Here is an 18,996-nt window from a genome sequence, read left to right on the forward strand (position 1 = left end):
TCCGAGTGTTCGCACTCGGATTTTTTATGTCTGTCGCTAGGTGAAATAGCGTCTTTCCATACTCACTCGTTAGTCAGCTTTTATATCTGTCTGGTTGTATATAAACAGCATAGAACGCTAATTTAGGAAGTTATTAAGTTTTATAACCTCGGTCAAAGTAAACGTTTTTCCTCACACACTAGATAAAAATCTTACATGATTATGAAAATGATAATTGATCTCATTTTTATTTGAGGGCAGAATACGTGCCATTGTATTAATCCTATAAATGAATTCGCTCTCTATATGAAATTTACTCATGTTTTTTTAGGGCTCATAATTACCTCTAGTTCTGGCTTTGCTGCTGATGATTTCAACTGGCTTCGAGATGATGCTCGTAAAGATGAGCGAGTTCTTACCTACCTAACAGAACAAAACCACAAAACTGAACAGCACCAAAAAAGTTATCAGACGTTGACAAAAAACCTACTCACGCAGTGGGATACCATGGTGGCAGACAAAGGTGATAAGCCATGGTCGATCGTGAGTGGAAGAGAATGGACGCTAACGCGTCGCGATGGTCGTTACTTACTATTATCCCGTGCGAGTCAACATGCACCAGAAAACGTGGTGTTCGATTTCGATGAACGACAATCTGCGCATCAGTACTACCAACTTGGTCAATGGCAAGTGAATGGTGACACATTACTTTTCACGGAAGATATCGACGGCAGCGAACAATATCGCGCCGTGGTTGTTGATTTACTCTCCGGTCAATCTACGGAACTGGCGACGCACATCGATAGTGGCGTATTGTTGTCACCTAACGGGAAAGTGGCATTCCTTGTTGCAAAAGAAAAGCGTACCCAGCGACCTCATCAGATCTTACGTATCTCCACTGAATCTTTGGCAAAAACAGTCCTATGGAATGAACCCAAGTCAGATTGGTTACTTTCTTTCTATCGTGCGGCAGATAGCCGTTATGCTGTGCTGCAAAGCAACAACGAGTCAACAACAGAGCAGAAGCTTGTCGACCTAGAAACGGGCACTGTCTCAGATTCATTGCGAAAGCCTGAAGTGGGTGTGGAATATTACGCGGATGTGGCGAAAGGTTACATTTATCTTAAAAGCAACCTGGAAGGAAAGTTCGCCCTTTACCAAGCCGAACTCGCACCGCTTGGCGCAACATGGCAACGCTTTAGCAATCCTCGTGAGCCGCTTGAACAGTTCTACCTTTATGATGCAGGAGTTGTGGCACTTAGTAAGCCAAACAACTTGTCGACATTGACGGTGTATTCTTACCAAGGGCAGGAAAAAGTGATACTGCCATTGGAACACGATGGTAATGTCGCTTGGCTAAGCACGTTGGGCGATTTTGAATCAAACAAGATTCGTATCCGAAGCATGTCGATGACTACGCCTCCTCAGTGGGAAGAGTTCGATGTAAAAACGCTGAATAAATCCTTGTACTCTCAAGATGCTTACCAAGACTTTGATAGTCAGCGTTATGTATCCCAACGTATTTTTATTAAGCACGACGGCGTTTCTGTCCCGGTCTCTTTGGCGTATCGCAAAGACAAATTGCACCCACAATCTCCTGTGATGATTTACGGTTACGGCGCGTATGGTTTTACGATGAAACCGTACTTTATGCCTCAGGTTATCAGTTTACTCGACCAAGGTGTGATTTACGCTATCGCCCATGTCCGTGGCGGTGGGTACTTTGGCGATGAATGGCACGAGCAAGGCCGTGGTGTGCGAAAAGCCAATTCTATTGGTGATTTTGTCGCGGCCGCGAAGGCGCTGCAAACATTCGAACGTGGCAATAGAGAGGTTTTCGCCATCGGTTCTAGTGCTGGTGGTACGTTGGTGGCCGGAGCGGTTAATCAAGATCCTAAATTGTTTTCAGGTGTCGTACTTAAAGTGCCTTTTGTTGATGTGGTTGCAAGTATGTCGGATACCTCACTTCCGCTTACCACACAGCAGTATGGCGAATGGGGTAACCCAACCAAACCTGAACAATTGGCGTTAATGAAGGCGTACGATCCGATTCTCAATATCCATAAAAACGCTTACCCACCCATGTTGGTTCAAGTCGGTTTAATTGATCAGCGCGTCCCATATTGGGAAGGCGCAAAGTATCTGGCTAAAGTTTCAGCGTTAAGTGAGCGCAACGGGCCGTACTTGTTGCAAACTGATTTTAATTCGGGCCACCAAATGGACCCACGACAAGCGCAAGAACAACAAGCAAAAGAATACGCATTTCTACTATCACTCATTAAAACATCTAAAGCGGAGCAGTAAATGAAGCTTACCCCAGTGTCAGCGGCAGTACTTTCGGTACTTGCTGCCAGTCAAGTGCACGCCGAATCTAAGGTTTTCTCAATGGAAGAGGTGGTGGTAACCGCCAATAAAATCGATCAGCCATTGTCAAAAGTGGCAGGTAGTGTCGCGGTTATCACAAACGAGCAAATCGAAGAAAGAGGCGAGACCGAGCTATATGACGTGCTGCGTAACGAACCTGGTGTAAGTGTGACGGGCGGTGCAGGACGTCCGCAAAACATTACCATCCGTGGTATGACGGGTAACCGCATTATGATCGTTCGTGATGGCATTCGTTCTGCGGATGGCTTCGGTGCGAATGACATTAATGATGCAGTTGGGAGAGATACTTTTGATTTATCCAATTTTGAATCGCTGCAAATCATTAAAGGGGCAAGTTCTTCGGTGCATGGCTCTGGCGCGATCGGCGGTGTGGTGATTTTAGAATCCAGTCAGCCGGGTGATTTCTTAAAAGACAAAGACTTCTACACCGATGTTTCCGGTACTTACACCGATATCAGCAACAAGTACAAAGGCACGAGTAATCTAGCTTTTCGTTCCGGTGATACAGAGAGTTTGTTTAACGTTTCATACTGGCAGGGGCAAGAGACACGTAACTTTGATGAAGATTTGTATAACCGCGACCTAGATGGTTACAGCGGTGCTTATACGATCAACCACTTTTTCAATGAAGAGGTGATGTTGAAAGCCAAAGCGGAACTTTACACCCAGAATCAAGAGCGTTTGGAGGGATCACCGTCCATTCAACCTGATGGAATCTGGCATATTGAAGACTTTGCTGAAGATGAAACCTCCGAAGAGTACAGCGCTTACATTGGTGCAGAGGTGACACCGATTAATCCAACTTGGTTCGAAGAGTTGGATACCAAAGTTTACTGGCGTCACACCGAAGTGGTGGAAGACACCAACCGTTTAATGCGCCAAGTGGATCACAATGGTTTGATCACCAAGCGTCGCGAGCTGGAACACAAAACCTTCATTGACGAAACAATTGGCTTCCGTGGCGATTTAACCAATACGATTTATGCAGCAAATGCTGAGCACCAATTGGCTTACGGTGTTGAGCTTTCTACAGACTATTACGAACGCACAGATAGCGACTCCAAGATTGATTGGAACGGAGTAACACCTTCGACCAAACAACCTTTCGCTCCTGCTCGTGCTTATAACATTGGCTTGTATGTTCGAGACATGGTGGAACTGGATAAATGGACCATCACAGGTGGCCTACGCTTTGATGCCCACCGTCTCACGCCAGACGGTGCGGGTGAAGTGGGCGGCTTCCCATTAAAAGACATGGATAGCTCAGAGGTATCTCCAAGTCTGTCGGTTTCGCGTGAAGTATTTGCCAACAACATTGCTTATGTATCTTATAACCATGGTTACCGTGCTCCGGAATACGATAAAGCGTATGGCTTCGTAAGCCACGACTTTGTGCCGCTCACGCCGTTTGTCATTGCACCAAACATGGATCTAGAAGCTGAAACTTCCGACTCATTTGAAATCGGTAACAAGTTCGATAACGGTCGTGCGTATGTCTATGCGTCTTTGTTCTACAACAAGTTTGAAAACTTCATCGACGTTGTGACCACGGGCTTTGACTCAAGCAATGGTAATTACATTAAACAATACCAAAACCTCGATGGTGTTGAGACGTATGGTGCAGAGCTTTCTGCGGGTTACGCGATCACTAAGCGATGGAACATCAGCACCAAGTTTGGCTACGTAGATGGCAAAGACGCGGAAGGTGAATACGTTCGAAGCATTACGCCATTCGAAGGTAACGCTCAACTGAAATACGTCAACCAAGACTTCAATGCTTACGTGGCTTGGAACTGGGCCGCGGCCATGGATCGCGTTCCTAAATGCCAGACCACGCTTGGTCTAGCGACAGATTGCGCGCAGACAAGTGCGTGGAATACGTTTGATATTGGCGCAACTTACCACGTTTCCAAAGACCTTCGTGTTAGCGCAAACATCATCAATCTGTTCGACAAAGAATACATCCGATACCAAGACGTAGCGGGTATCGCTGAGGAAAGTAAGCGTTACTCAACTGAGCCTGGGCGCTACTTCACGCTAAATGCAAAATACGAATTCTAGGACGAAATCATGAAGCTAAAACCATTGGCGTTTTCGCTGCTTATTGCTTGTACCCCTGCGGCACAGGCTGCAGAGTGGGATTATCCCGCAACGGACTCTGTGGTAACGAATGAAGCGCAAGCGAAAACTTATCTAGACAGCCACTACTCGGAAGCGGGCGAGTTTAAGTTCCGTTACAAAACCCAGTCTCAGCTTGGTGAGCATTACAATTTTGATGTTTGGGTAAACGGTGAATATCAAGCACAGCGCACCCTCGTAGTAACAACCGATAAAAATCATCACGTTGTGCGAGTGTTTAAGAGCCTTGAAGATACGATCATTCGTAACGGCAAACCAACGGTTGCAATGGAATTGGAATCACCTCGCCAACTGCAAGCACAAGAGCCACCTGCTTTGAGCTCTGGAAGTCTGGTTGATGTTGAGGTTTCTTTGTTCAACCCAGATCTTCGCACCATGCAACAGCAAGCGGCACCAGAATCGACGTGGTCAGCACTATCCGATTACCCTCAGCCGATCGAGTACGTCACCAAGTCGATTGAGGTTTTACAGTCCGGCGGTAAGTTCTATTTGTCTAACCCAAGATTGAAGCAAGTGGATGCGACGGGCTTATTTGCAGCCCCAACACCTGGTGAAGCGCCTGTACTTGATACGTTGGATTTTCTCAGCGCAGAAGGAGTTCAAGCGTTTGACAGTGTTGATGAGATGCAAAGCACCGAGTTTGGTGACAATGCGTTCCCACAGTTGATGGCTTTTTATCATCTTGATAGCTCGATCCAATATCTGACAAGCCTGACTTACGACTTGTTTGACGAACCGCTTCGTTTTGACGCTCGCGGTTTATCAAAAGATAACTCTACTTACTATTACGGTCCGAAAGCACTCATGCTAGGTGTCGGTGGTGTTTCTCCGGATGCAGTCGATGCTGATGTCGTGATACACGAGCTTGGGCATGGCATTCATTACCAAATCGTACCGGATTGGGCGTACGGTCACACTGGTGCTATCGCAGAGGGTTTTGCTGATTACTGGGCGGGCAGCGCGAGCTACCGAACTCAATATTTGGATGCTTCGCGTCGTGGTCAAGAATTCGAGTTAGATACGGTGTTCAACTGGGACGGTGTGTTCGGAACACGCAAAACAACTCGTAGCTTATGGAACCAAAGAGCTCGTTACTTCGAGGGTTCAGAGTATCCTGCGCACGTTAGTGTGGGCGGTGAACTAGGCGACGAGTTATGGTCAACGCCACTGTTCCAAGCACTTAAAGCATCGGTTGAACGATACGGTGATGATACCGATAGGGTGTTCCGCGAGTTTGACACCATTGTTCTTGAAGGCATGTACGGCATTGGTCGTGGCGTGAAAATGAATGATCTGGCGGAGTCGACCGTGTTTGCCGCAAACACCTTGTTCCCAAATAAAGACTACGCCCAATTCCTGACGGATAGCTTCAACAAACACAACTTACTTAAAGCGCCTCTTCGTGTTCGCTATGACGCTCGATACATCGCACAAGGTCAAGACGTTGGTTTGAGCCTGAGCCAAACTGGCCGTGAAGCGAGCATCAAAGGGCAATGGCAGCTAAACAACGCATCTGTTTTCGACTTTGATGAAACGCTTTCTGACTCGACCTCAATGAAGGTGGCGTTACCAAGCGGTCTAACATGTGGCACGCAATTCGATTCCTCTATTTCATTGGATTATCAATTTTCTGAAGGCCTAAAGACTCACCAGTGGAGTGAAAAGGTGATGCTGGTTAATGGTACGCCAGAGCTCGATATCCAGCCTCAACCAGTGAACTCCGCTTTGCCGGAACAGGGCGACAGACTGTTCTCTCAGACGCTATCGGACAAGTCACGCACGATTGATGATTCGTTTGCGGTTTACCTGAACATCGAACATGACTCACTGCAAGATCTGCAAGTGACGCTAGTGTCTCCACAAGGCAAATCGGTCGTGCTACTTAGCCATCAATCAAGCAATACCAAAGGATTTAAAGGTTACTTCACCGCTCAGTATGACGAGGAGTTACAAGCACTTGTCGGTCAACCGAGTTGGGGTACTTGGCGTCTCGAAGTGTCTGACCGCGTGTCAGGGAACTCTGGGGTGTTGAAAGAGTGGGGTGTGAGTCACTTTGCTCAGTATCAGTGTAGTGCTGATACCACTAAAGAAAGCAGTGGCGGTGGTTCAGGTGGCAGTGGTTCGCCTTGGACCTTGTTAGGACTTTTCCTGCTTTCAATGGTGAGAGTGATTCGCTCTCGTTAATTAAAATCAAAAGAAGATAAAATCTATGAAGTTTCAATATTCTTTCGTTGCTATGTCACTAGCCCTTGCTGGCTGTGGCGGAGGTTCTGGTGGTGACACGTCGGCACCGACCTATGATGTAGCTGGCACCATCGTTTCTGCAGGTACACTTCTTGATACGCCAGTATGTATCGATTTAAACCAAAACTACGTTTGTGATTCCACTGAACCGAGTGCTAAAACGGATAATGCCGGTAAATTTAGCCTGACTTCAAGCGACAAAAACGTACTAACCAGCACCATTCTTGCTCAAGTTGATCAAGGTTCAAACCAAACGTTGCGTCTTGCGGCTCCGGGTCAAAATTTAGCAACGGGTAACACGGTCAATGGTGTAACAACGTTGCTCGCGGGTCTTGTAATTGACGGTAAAACCGTTGCTCAAGCTGAAGAGATTGTGAAAGCGCAACTCGCCGATGCCGGCGTTTCTCTTTCTGGTACGGTGATGTCTAACGCAGAAGCTAGCGAGCTAGACAAGCTAGAGCAAAACACGGTTGTGCTATTAGCTGCGATGCAACCAAAGCAAATGACCCAAGGCGTAGCGCTGCTTGCTCAAAATCTTAGCTTTCAAGGTAAATCGTTGGCCTCTGATCTTCTGTCTGAAGCGGAAGTAAGTGCATTTGCTGAAGAAATTGTAGCGGTTGCTGAACAAACGGTTGGTAGTAACGATACGGGCGCCGTTCTTTATTTTGCTGAAGGAGCAGCAGACGTTGCTGAGGTTCAAGCGTCTTACCCTGGTCAAGATGCAGAATACGGCTTCGACAAAGAGGACAAGCAAACGTCGACAGGCGCTGGCTTTAAGTTCGTTAAGCTAGATTCACAAGGTGCAGCTTTAGCTGCAGATGCGACTGAGTGGGCTTGTACTATGGACGAGCGTACTGGTCTTGTTTGGGAAAACAAAAGTGCGGATGCGAGCTCAGTTCAATTTAAAGATCGCCTATTTGCGTTTGAGTCTGAAACATTTAAGCCATTTAGCAAAGATGTAGAGCTTGCAGGTTGTAAAGACGCTGGTGATGAAGTTTGTACCACTAGCCAATATGTTCAGTACATAAACAAACAATCGTTATGTGGAATCACTGGTTGGCGCTTGCCTACTTACCGTGAGACTTATGACTTACTAGACTTTGGTGAACAAACACTGTTTGCTCCGAACGATGAATATGCAAAATACAACGTCTATGGTTTTAATGTTAAATACTTTCCACAGCAAACCATAGGTAGCCCTTATTTAGGATATGGTGCGTTTTGGCATAGCGACTTTAAGTTTACGAATGCATCATCACAACTTATTGATGGCGAGATTTATTTCCCTGCGATTGTCTCCCGGGGCAAAGATAGAGGCACTATTTCATACGTCGAGATTCGATCAAGCAACACAAGTGCGGGTGCCGATGATTCTTACCAATTCCCAATCCGTCTAGTCGCAGTTAAGGGGCAATAAGATGAAGAAATTAATAACTGTACTATCTCTTACTTTGGCTTCTCAAACTGCAATAGCTGCACAAGAGTGTTCTACTGACTTTGCTAAAACGGCACCTAACACGCGTTATACATATTCTGAGAGCGGTACCGTAACTGACCTGAAAACAGGTCTAACATGGATGCGCTGTCCAGTTGGTATGACATGGAATGTAGGAAACCAAGAATGCCAGGGGACGCGATCTACAATGTCATGGCAACTCGCTCTCTCCACAGCCAAACAAATTCGTAATAAGGATGGCAACCATCCTCTTCACAATTTTGCTGACAAAAAAAATTGGCGACTAGCAAATATCAAAGAGCTGGTATCTCTAACTGAGCGAGCTTGCCACAGCCCAGCCATAAATAGTACAGGGTTTGCTAGCGGCTATAGTCTGACAGATGGAGATGATGTTCTAGGGCGTTATGTCTGGAGCAACACACCTAATGGCGACGGTAAGCATGTTGCAACTTTTGATACGACTAATGGTGAGGTTTTCAATAGAGATCCGTTAAACTCAAGTTTCAAAAGCTCTCTCTTGTTAGTGACAGATGAATAATAATTATTACGTTAATAAGGGTTGATAGCTTTGCCTTTATGATAGGCTCCGCCAGTGCGGAGCTTTTTCTTTTCTAACCTTTGGAACTTATCGTGTTGAGCAGAGTATTTAAACTTGGAACTGCTTAAGTTGATGTTTTTGATTTTCTGCTAAACCAGACAACTCTTGCGCTGCCGCGGCGGATTGAGTGATACCAGTGACGTTCTGGCTCACTAGTTCATAGATGTTCGTTAAGTTGTTGTTGATATCAGCCGTAACCTGTTTCTGCTCTTCTGATGCGGTCGCAACTTGAGTGTTGATTGAGTTCAGATCGGCGATAGCATTACTGATATTAGCAAGTGATTGGCTAACTTCTTGTGTAAGAGCTTGGTTGTCTGACAACATGGCTAAGCTGGAATGCATACTTTCATTTGCGTGACCAGATTGTTGCTGTAGCTCTTCTATAATGGTTTGGATCTCTTTGGTGGACTCCTGAGTTCGCGCTGCCAGCATACGTACTTCATCGGCCACTACCGCAAAGCCTCTGCCACTTTCGCCCGCTCGTGCAGCTTCAATCGCTGCATTCAGTGCAAGTAGATTCGTTTGCTCAGAAATACCTTCAATCACTTCGATCACGCGACCAATGTGTTCTGATTGATCTTTTAGCGAAGTTACGACGGCAGCGGCTTCGTTAAGTTGTTCCGCCATCTTTTCACTTGCGCGAGTGCTTTCCCCAAACATGCTTATACTTTGTGAGGTTAACGTACGTGCTTGATTTGATGCACTATCGGCTTCTTGTGCATTGGTCGATACTTCAGCTGCGGTCGACTCTAGCTGATTGATCGCCGAGGCTACTTGCTCAACTTCTTGCTTTTCTTGATCCGAGTTGACGCTGCTTTGAGTCATAACAGTTGCTAACTCGGTTGATGCTGATGCCACATCTTCACTAATGCGAACCAATGCGCTTACAGTTTCACGCAGTTTTTCTATGGTCTGGTTTACATCTCGAGCCAGCTGAGACACTTCGTTTTTCCCGATGGCTTCGGCCTTAACTAGTAGGTTTCCCTTCGCGACTTCCTGCATCGTTACTTGAAGGTTACGAATCGGCGCAACGATGTAGCTGGCGAGTACCCAACTAATAAGTGAAGCGGCACTCAAGATCACCGCAAGCGAGACGGCGCTGTAAGTTAGCGTGGTTGAATGTTGTTCGCCATTCGTTTCGACTTCATCGGTGACGATTTGATTCAATTGTTTAGATAGTTTGTCGATGGCGTTGATCATCGCTTCGCCAGCTAATCGATACTCAGCCATTGCAGATTCGTACTTTTGATTGAAATCAGAGGTGGTGTAATCAGAAGAGTGTTTAGTGGTGAGCAGAGGTGTCATGGTAACGCGAGTGAAATCAACATAGTGATTCATGGCCTTACGCATAGCATTGACTTCATTTTGAACGCCAGGGAGATTGTCGATGGAGTTAAGAAAATCGCGGTTTTTGTTTTGTCGCTCAGAAAGCTCTTGGTTGAGAGACTGAACATCTTCGGCTCTAAATAGACTATAAATGGCTTTGATGCGCATGGCGTAAGTGTTGTCTACGATGCCGCTAAGTTCCTCTTTGTGAATGATTAGCTTATGGGTGGAAGCCGAAACCTTATTGAATGCTTGATCGAGTTTACCGATTCCGACACTCAGTCCAATGATGAGTAATATAACTGTGAATAGAACAGGCAGAAAAACCTGAAGTTTAATAGAAAGCGTACTAAGAAATTGACGCATGAGATTGACCCTCTATCGGTTTGATTATTATCTTTTTTATAAATAAGCATTTCGATTTTAATTGTTATATATGCCAAATCAATGAGTTACTCATATCTAATTGTTATGAAATGTACCAAAATCGATGGGGTTATCATCTTGAACATGAGGCAACGTTATAAAAACGTTACGTTCAAATTGAGAGAGGGATAAGTCGCGGAATTAATAGTTAGAAATGACAACGTGTCATAGAGGGTTCAACTAAGTGAAACACAACTGTCATATTCAAATTCTAAAGTGAGCACCGTTCAAGTGAAACACAACGGCAATAAAGCCACTTAAGGAAATTGTGATGAAAAAGACAGTAATCGGTGCAATCGCACTTCTAGGCGCAATGGCAGTGACTCCTGTTTCTGCTAAAGAAACTATCTCTGCAGTGGGTTCTAGCAGCGTAACTCCACTGATGGAAGTTTTCTCTGAAACGTACATGAAGAAGAACCCTAACGTATTTATCGAAGTTCAAGGTCCTGGTTCTTCAGCTGGTGTAAAAGCAGCGAAAAATGGTTCAGCAGACCTTGGTATGTCTTCTCGTAATCTAAAAGACTCTGAAAAAGAATCAACACTAATCGAAGAAGTGGTTGCTCGTGATGGTATCGCAGTGGTTGTTAACCCACAAAACAAACTGCCAGGTCTAACAGCCGAGCAAGTGACTGCAATCTACAAAGGCGAAGTATCAAACTGGAAAGAAGTCGGTGGTGCAGACAAGCCAATCGTAGCCATTACTCGTGACACAGCTTCTGGTACTCGTGGCGCATTTGAAGACATCATGTCTCTAAAAATGAAGATTTCTGGTAAGAAGGTATCAGCTATCTCTCAACGTGCTCAAGTTGCAAACGGTAACGGCGCACTGAAAACAATGGTTGCATCTAACCCATACGCAATCGGCTACATTTCTCTTGGTACTGTAGACAACACTGTTAATGCGCTAGCAATCGACGGCGTTGATGCAACGGTAGCTAACGTTAAAAACGGTTCTTACAAAGTAGCGCGTCCATTCCTTGTTCTTTACAAAGAAGGCAAGCCATCAACAGAAACGCAAAAATTCCTAGACTGGATGCTAACTGACGAAGCGCAAGCGCTAGTTGACCAAAAAGGTTACATCTCAGTTAACTAATCCCATCGGGACTCTAAAGTTTGCTCAGCCCAACGTTTCGGGCTGAGCCTTTTCTATCCATTGTGTTCAACGGCATTGCCCAGAACCGTGAGATTTTTAAATGACCATCGCAACAAATAGTGAAAAGCTTATGAATACTGACGCTAGAGCTATCAGCAAGTCAGGCCTACGCGAGAAGCGTCGTGTAGACTGGAAAGAGCGCATCTTCCACGGCTTGTTCCTAACGAGTGCCGTAATCGGCATTGTTTCATTGGCCGTTATTGCATACTTCATCGTTCGAGAGAGTATTCCGGCATTCCAAGAAGCAGGCGTATCGGGCATTGTCTTAGGACAAAACTGGTTACCACCTGCGCTTTACGGTGTCGCCACCATGATTGTGGCATCTATCGTATCGACGGCTGGTGCTGTCATTGTTGGGGTTCCAATTGGTGTTCTGACCGCCATTTTTATCGCTGAAATCGCACCAAAGCGATTAGCAGACATTATCCGTCCAGCGGTTGAGCTGCTAGCTGGTATTCCTTCAGTGGTCTACGGTTTCTTCGGTCTGGTTATTATCGTTCCATTGATTCAGAAGGTATTTGATGTACCTGCAGGTAATACTATCCTTGCCGGTATCATTGTTCTTGGTGTGATGATTCTACCAACGGTAATTACGGTATCTGAAACGTCTATCCGCGCTGTCCCTCGTACTTATAAAGAAGGTTCTTTGGCACTGGGCGCATCGAAAATCTACACCATCTTTAAGTTGCTCGTTCCAGCGGCTCGCTCAGGCATCATGACAGGTGTGATTCTGGGTATCGGTCGTGCGTTGGGTGAGACCATGGCGATTATCATGGTTATGGGTAACGCGCCGGCAATGCCAGAAGGCATCCTTGATTCGGCTCGTACACTAACTGCAAACATCGCTATTGAAATGTCTTACGCAAGTGGTGTTCACGCGAACGCACTTTACGCTACAGGTGTAGTACTTCTGGTCTTCATCATGTCGTTGAACGCTGTACTACTGTACCTAAACCGAGAAAAAGCGAAGTAATCGCTCGTTAAAGGTGACTATTATGGATCGCGCAAAACTAAAAAAAGCACGCCAGTTCAAAGATAATGTCTTTAACGCATTTGTCTGGATCTCGGCAGCACTAACGGTAGGTTTCTTGTTCTGGATTATCTGGTACATCCTATCAAACGGTCTACAACACGTAGATTGGAACTTCATTACTGATAACTATACGCGCACAGGTGAAGAGCACGGTATCTTCCCAATGATTGTGGCGACCATTTACATGGTTATCGCTTCTATCGCAGTGGCAGCGCCACTCGGTATCATGACGGCAATCTACTTGACCGAATACGCGAAAGTGGGCAGTCGTTTGGTGAAAATCATCCGATTCTGTACCGAGTCATTGGCGGGTATCCCGTCGATCATTTTCGGCCTGTTTGGTATGACTTTCTTCGTGGCGATTCTTGGCCTTGGCTTCTCGATTCTATCGGGTGCATTGACGCTAAGTATCCTAATCCTGCCAGTTATCATCCGTACGACGGAAGAAGCGCTGATGGCAGTACCACAAACGTACCGTGAAGGCTCTTATGGCCTCGGTGCTTCTAAGATTTACACTATCTGGCGTTTGATTCTTCCGAGCGCAATGCCAGGTATCTTAACCTCGGTCATTCTAAGTATTGGTCGTGTCATTGGTGAGTCTGCTCCAGTATTCCTGACAGCAGGTATGGTTGCACGTATTCCGGATTCTTTATTGGATTCAGGTCGTACGCTAACCGTTCACCTATACAAACTGACTACCGAACTGTTTACCGTTGAAGAATGGAATCAGGCTTACGGTACGGCAACAGTGCTTATCGTAGTTGTTCTCTTGATCAACATGGTAACGAAACTGATTGCTAGACGTTTTAACACCGCAACTTACTAACAACACTAATTAAGAACGCACGTTAAAAGACACGAATTCGAGAATTAAGAGATTAAGACAATGAACAAATTTGATATTGAAAACCTAGACCTATTCTACGGTGACAACCAAGCACTGAAATCGATCAACTTACCAATTCCAGTTCGCCAAGTAACTGCACTTATCGGCCCGTCAGGTTGCGGAAAATCAACGCTTCTACGCTGTTTGAACCGAATGAATGATCTAATCGAAGGCGTGAAAATTACAGGTAAATTGGCGATGGACGGCGAAGATATTTACGGCAACATTGATGTTGCTGACCTTCGCATCAAAGTCGGCATGGTATTCCAAAAGCCAAACCCATTCCCGATGAGCATTTACGAGAACGTGGCTTACGGCTTACGTGCTCAAGGTATCAAAGACAAAAAGACAATTGATGAAGTGGTAGAGCGTTCGCTGCGCGGTGCTGCACTTTGGGATGAGGTGAAAGATCGCCTTAAATCACACGCATTCGGTCTTTCTGGTGGTCAGCAGCAACGTTTATGTATTGCACGTACAATCGCGATGGAGCCTGATGTGATTCTGATGGATGAACCAACGTCGGCACTTGACCCAATTGCGACACACAAAATCGAAGAGTTGATGGAAGAGCTAAAGAAGAACTACACCATCGTTATCGTGACTCACTCAATGCAACAGGCGCGTCGTATCTCTGACCGCACTGCGTTTTTCCTAATGGGAGAACTGGTCGAGCACAACGATACGCAAGTGATCTTTAGCAACCCTCAAGACGACCGTACTCAAGGCTACGTAAATGGTGATTTCGGTTAATCCACCGTATTTACAAGCATAACTAAATAACTATAAGCGATGGTAACTTTGCCCCTCTTAATGAGGGGCCTTTTTCTTTTTAAGTCGTGGGCTTATAACGCCTACCAACACAAAAAATCTTGTAAATAAGTACAACTTTCCTCCCCAGTTTATAAAGTATGTAACTTATGTGAAACATGGCTTTAAAAGTGCTGAAGAGCTCTCGAATGTAACACTAAGTCTGATAATTTTGCGAATGACTTAACAGCTCAAATTTGAACGTATTGATTGCATATCATGGCCTAAGTAGTTTTTTATCGAGGATAAAAAAGTAGATTAGGTTGGTAGGGTGAGTTTAAGAAGTTTTACAAGAAAAGTGTCTTCAACGAGGGACCATCGGTTGCTAGCGGAGGCAATCTTTGATCATTTAGAGAGTCTGTTCTCCCCTCAAGCCCTCGCTATTTTTGAAGATCCTTCAATTAACCCTCGTCATTCGATGAGCTTCTCTCGCGGAGAGCTTTACCCAACCCAAAACTATCCTGAGACATTCTGGGAGTGGGCAAGTCAGTTTGACACCTCTGAAAGCATCATACCTCTGGCGATCAACACTTGTAACTGGAATCACACCCGAGATTTAGGTGGTGATAGTTACATCATGATGCTCGACAACACGCCTATCAAACGTACCTACCTACTGATTCAATCTGTTCATGCTCGCACGGCACATAATATCTATGAAGAAAGTTACGACGCAATGCAGCTTGCAGCGGCGCGTTGGCAATGTATTCGTGCCGAAAAAAATGCCTCGAAAGAGATCAGGCACAGAGATATTCGTGAAGCGCAATATGTTGATGAGATTAGCCAACGCGAGCGCTTTATCGAAAATATGAAGTTAGTTCAGCAAGTTGCACTCGAAATCTCTAATCCTGATTCTTTAAAGGACTTGTACTACAAAGCCGTCGAAGCGTTACGTGAACGACTTGGGTTTGATCGCTCTACACTGATGCTTCTCGATATGAAAAAGCGCAGCTTCAGTGGTACATACGGCACGGATGAGTCAGGAATTACGATTGATGAATTTCACACACAATACGATTTACATCAACTTAGCGAGGAGTATATCACCGCGTTATCTAGCCTTGAGAGCAACTTAGTGATTGTAGAAGACGCGCCAATATACACAGCAGGCAAGGTCATCGGGCAGGGCTGGAATGCGATGTTGATTTTACGCGATGGCAATGAACCGTTTGGGTGGTTCGCGCTAGATAACTTTATTCATCGTAAGCCGATAACGGCATATCAAAAACAGATGTTGGACTCGTTTGGTTCACTCTTCTCTCAAATTTACATTCGTAAGCGCCAAGAACAAAACGTACGCATGTTGCATTCAAGCATGGTTGAGTTATCACGTTGCACTACTGTCAGTGGAGTATGCAAATCGGCCGTCACTTTCGCCATTAAAAATCTTGGTATTGATCGAATGGCGGTGTTTTTAACTGATGAAAATTGCTCTTACATGCAAGGAACGTGGGGTACCGATATTCAAGGTAACGTGGTGGATGAATCTTACTTCTTTGGCGAAACCCAAGATTTCTCTCTTATAAATCTGGCTCGCTCAATGCCAAACGAAGTCGCATTTGAAGAATCAATGCCTATTTATCATGACTGTAATATTGTTGGCTTTGGTTGGGCTGCGATGACGGTATTGACTTCAAATAGCAGTGGTCCTATCGCCTTTATCGCTGTTGATAATTTGCTGACACGTGCGCCGTTAACTTCTCAGTTACGTGAAGTGATTCGTATGTTCGCGTCCAGCTTAGCTGAAGTATTGCAACGTACTCAAGCTCAAGAGGCGATTCGCGAATTAAACGAAAACTTAGAGCTGGAGGTTCAGAACCGAACAAAAGAGTTGGAGGAAGCCAATCGACAGCTTGAGGTACTTTCTAAGCTCGATCCTTTGACGCGTCTTGGTAATCGCCGCATGTTAGAACATGTGATGCAAAAATATTGTGCCCTAGAGTGTGAAGACGACATGTCGTTTGGCCTGATCCTGATTGATATTGACCATTTTGGCTTATTCAATAATCACTATGGTCATCTCGAAGGCGATATCGCATTGATGCGAATTGGCTATATCTTGGATCATCATACCAAAGGTGAAGATGAAGTTTTTTGCCGTATCGGAGGTGAGGAGTTTGCATTGCTCATGATTGGTTCTGAGCAAGAGGAGGTTCGACTGAGAGCAGAGTGCATTCGTCAGTGCATCGAGGGCGAGGGGATAAAGCATCGACATAACCCAGAAGGGGAGTTACTTACCGTTTCAGTCGGTTACTCCTGTTATAAAGCGAAAGGCAAAGACTTTAATTTCGACCATTTATATCAGTTGTCGGATAAGGCACTCTATCAAGCGAAGAATCATGGGCGAAATTGTGTAAGGCGATACGAATACGAGCCCCAAGTTTTGTTGAGTAAGTGATGTTCATAAGAGCAACTTGATAGGGAAGAAGCGGCGGTTGGTGCTCTAGATAAAACCGCTAAAGCAAAATTTGGCCGGATAAGAGAATTGGCAGCTCATGAGAGCTGCCATTGTTATTTAGTTATTTATAGCTTTTCGAGTTGGTGGTCGGTTTTCGTTACGTTTGCTTTGCCAAGGTTTTGAATTTTCGCTAGCAGCGAATCAGGGCTCCAAGGTTGTTGGTTAGCACTAAAACGCGCTTGATTCATGGCATTAAGCTCTTGCTTAATTGCTTGTACGTCACCAGGGTTTAACCTGTCTTGATGAGTGGTTAAATACTCATTTACAGAGCGTTCAATTTTCGCAGCATCGCCCTCTTCGATGACTTTTTTTAGCGCGTCGATGCAAAGTGGTTGTTCAGTATTTGAAACCGTTCCACTCGCTGTTATTGACCGCTTTTTCCATGCCCAAATTGCGATTCCCAATGTCATTATCCAAAGCCCTAAGAAAACAAAGGTTAACGTTCGCCAGAGACTGCTCACACCGCCGCTTGATTCAGGACTAGGGGCTGACACTAAAGGTGCTGAAAGAGGCGATTCCGGCAACGTGATTAGCCCAGTGTCATTTTTCTCTACGTCTAATGTTAGCTCTGGTAACGTTGTTTTCTTCGCTTCATCATTTTGACTGTCCCACCAGTTCAAGTCGTATCCTGGTAAGGTATATCTCCCGGCCTCTGTAGGAATAATGACTTGCTTCACCGTCATGGTAACGGTGCCATCTCTTCCGCTATCGAACTTAGGTTGTTCGGGATACACGCGCAGTGAACTCGGGTAACTAATATTGACTCGTGGCAGATATTCGGCTTGTGTACCGCGAGCCTTAACTTGAATGGTTCGAGTGAGTGAAGAACCTTGCTTTACTGTGTTGATCGCGTTAGTCGACAGTAGATTACCTTGATCGTCTTGCCAGCTCTGTGTCATTTCTAACGCTGAAGCAGGAAGCCATTCACCTTTAAATTCGCTCGGAATCGGTTTGACCGTGATTGGCATGCGTTCCGCTTTGGTGTTGATAGGCATTATTTTGGTTGAGCCCGTCAAGCTGTCGCCATAAATATAAGAACCGGTCAGTTTAGGACCTATCAAGGTATAAGTGCCTGGTTGATTGGCCGTTAAGCGAAACGACTGCTCTATGACCGCTACTTCTAACCCATTTAAGATCTTCTGTCTTTGCTGTAAGCCACCCAGTGCCTCAAGCTTCATGCCTTCAATCTGCGGAGGTACTATTTGCGGGTTATCTAGGCGTCGAGTGTCCGCTTTAATTAGAAGCTGTATACGTAATGTTGCAGATTGCTGAGGGTAGAGCGTACTGTTGTCGACCGTAATATTGAAGCTAAATAGATCATCAAGATTGGGGTCTGTTTGGCTCGCGTTGACACGCAGTTTGATCGGCTCCGTTCTCATACCATCAGCGGAAAAACTTGGAATAGTCAGAACACCTTCTTTCATTGGTGCAATTGAGATACTCCACTCGGTACGCACTGATTTTCTTCCGTTAATGTTATTGCTAGAGCGGCCATAACGAGGTTGACCCAAGAAGAAGTCTTTCTCTAGAACATTGAAGTCGATTGAGTCTGAGCTGAGCTCAGTATCTGAAATGATTCTGAGGTTAATCACTTCATTCTTGGCTACTTGTGTTTTATTCACACTAGCTTGAAGTGTCTGTGCTATCACCGAGAAACTGGATATTAGGCTGGCCACAAAAATAAAGACCAGTTTTACGCCTTTGTTCATCACAGGCTTACCACTCCTTTTGAGATTGTTGTGGAGGTTGTTTTTGTTGCGCTTGAAGTTGCATTTGCGCACGGATCAAAAAGCTTGGGTCGCGAGCACTTTCTACTGCTTCTAGTCGACGGAACTCAGGATCATCCTGATGCATTTTTTCGGGATGCGCTTTAGCCTGTATTGGTTCACCTTGATCCTTCACTTGCTTGTCATCTCGTTGCGGTTGATGTTGTTCCGTTTTTTGTTTTTCTTTTTTATTTTCAGAATCTTGCTGATTTTGTGACTGTTGTCCTTGCGCTTCCTTCCCTTCGTTTTGAGACTTTTGTTGCTGTTGCTGTTGCTGTTGCTGTTGCTGTTGCTGTTGCTGTTGCTGTTGCTGTTGCTGTTGCTGTTGCTGTTGCTGTTG

The 18,996-nt window shown here is 45.3% G+C and carries 12 protein-coding genes and 1 pseudogene; 10 read left to right on the top strand and 3 right to left on the bottom strand.

Annotated features, from left to right (window positions below):
- The first annotated feature begins 285 nt into the window (after positions 1–285).
- Genes R7Q41_RS01895 through R7Q41_RS01915 form a run of 5 tightly spaced genes read left to right on the top strand, consistent with a single transcriptional unit; the run spans position 286 to position 8,741 of the window.
- A complete protein-coding gene (locus R7Q41_RS01895; protein WP_171345508.1) occupies positions 286–2,283 on the top strand; it encodes a prolyl oligopeptidase family serine peptidase in 1,998 nt (665 codons plus the stop codon).
- Positions 2,284–4,425 carry a TonB-dependent hemoglobin/transferrin/lactoferrin family receptor gene (locus R7Q41_RS01900; RefSeq protein WP_158155454.1) on the top strand — a complete coding sequence of 714 codons (2,142 nt, stop codon included), beginning with the start codon at positions 2,284–2,286 and terminating at the stop codon, positions 4,423–4,425.
- Positions 4,426–4,434: 9 nt separating this feature from the next.
- On the top strand, positions 4,435–6,687 hold the full coding sequence (locus R7Q41_RS01905; RefSeq protein WP_250654559.1) for a proprotein convertase P-domain-containing protein: 2,253 nt from the start codon (positions 4,435–4,437) through the stop codon (positions 6,685–6,687).
- Positions 6,688–6,712: 25 nt separating this feature from the next.
- A complete protein-coding gene (locus R7Q41_RS01910; RefSeq protein ID WP_005375150.1) occupies positions 6,713–8,164 on the top strand; it encodes a DUF1566 domain-containing protein in 1,452 nt (483 codons plus the stop codon).
- Between the two features lies 1 nt (position 8,165).
- Positions 8,166–8,741, top strand: coding sequence for a DUF1566 domain-containing protein (locus R7Q41_RS01915; RefSeq protein WP_017635423.1), 576 nt, complete (start codon positions 8,166–8,168; stop codon positions 8,739–8,741).
- 108 nt (positions 8,742–8,849) lie between these two features.
- Here R7Q41_RS01915 and R7Q41_RS01920 read toward each other — a convergent pair whose 3' ends face one another.
- On the bottom strand, positions 8,850–10,493 hold the full coding sequence (locus R7Q41_RS01920) for a methyl-accepting chemotaxis protein (RefSeq protein ID WP_005375152.1): 1,644 nt from the start codon (positions 10,491–10,493) through the stop codon (positions 8,850–8,852).
- Between the two features lie 331 nt (positions 10,494–10,824).
- Here R7Q41_RS01920 and R7Q41_RS01925 point away from each other — a divergent pair, with 331 nt between their 5' ends.
- The 5 genes from R7Q41_RS01925 (at position 10,825) to R7Q41_RS01945 (ending at position 16,830) form a co-directional block, all read left to right on the top strand.
- Positions 10,825–11,646, top strand: coding sequence for a phosphate ABC transporter substrate-binding protein (locus R7Q41_RS01925; protein WP_005375153.1), 822 nt, complete (start codon positions 10,825–10,827; stop codon positions 11,644–11,646).
- 100 nt (positions 11,647–11,746) lie between these two features.
- Positions 11,747–12,679, top strand: coding sequence for a phosphate ABC transporter permease subunit PstC (pstC, locus tag R7Q41_RS01930; RefSeq protein ID WP_005375154.1), 933 nt, complete (start codon positions 11,747–11,749; stop codon positions 12,677–12,679).
- 22 nt (positions 12,680–12,701) lie between these two features.
- Complete coding sequence (gene pstA / locus R7Q41_RS01935; RefSeq protein WP_005383923.1) at positions 12,702–13,565, top strand: phosphate ABC transporter permease PstA; 864 nt, start codon at positions 12,702–12,704, stop codon at positions 13,563–13,565.
- A 60-nt stretch (positions 13,566–13,625) separates the two neighbouring features.
- Entirely contained in the window at positions 13,626–14,375 is a 750-nt protein-coding gene (gene pstB, locus R7Q41_RS01940) for a phosphate ABC transporter ATP-binding protein PstB (protein ID WP_005375156.1), read from the top strand.
- A gap of 328 nt (positions 14,376–14,703) precedes the next feature.
- The gene (locus tag R7Q41_RS01945; RefSeq protein ID WP_065275462.1) at positions 14,704–16,830 is read left to right on the top strand and encodes a GGDEF domain-containing protein; all 2,127 of its coding nucleotides are present in this window, start codon (positions 14,704–14,706) and stop codon (positions 16,828–16,830) included.
- A gap of 125 nt (positions 16,831–16,955) precedes the next feature.
- On the opposite strand, the gene R7Q41_RS01950 is transcribed toward R7Q41_RS01945, so the two are convergent.
- Both R7Q41_RS01950 and R7Q41_RS01955 read right to left on the bottom strand, forming a co-directional pair.
- Positions 16,956–18,602 carry a BatD family protein gene (locus tag R7Q41_RS01950; protein WP_199267664.1) on the bottom strand — a complete coding sequence of 549 codons (1,647 nt, stop codon included), beginning with the start codon at positions 18,600–18,602 and terminating at the stop codon, positions 16,956–16,958.
- A 4-nt stretch (positions 18,603–18,606) separates the two neighbouring features.
- A pseudogene (locus tag R7Q41_RS01955) lies at positions 18,607–18,996 on the bottom strand (hypothetical protein); the annotation flags it as partial.

Source organism: Vibrio sp. 2096 (assembly GCF_033339595.1).
Taxonomy (GTDB): Bacteria; Pseudomonadota; Gammaproteobacteria; order Enterobacterales; family Vibrionaceae; genus Vibrio; species Vibrio alginolyticus.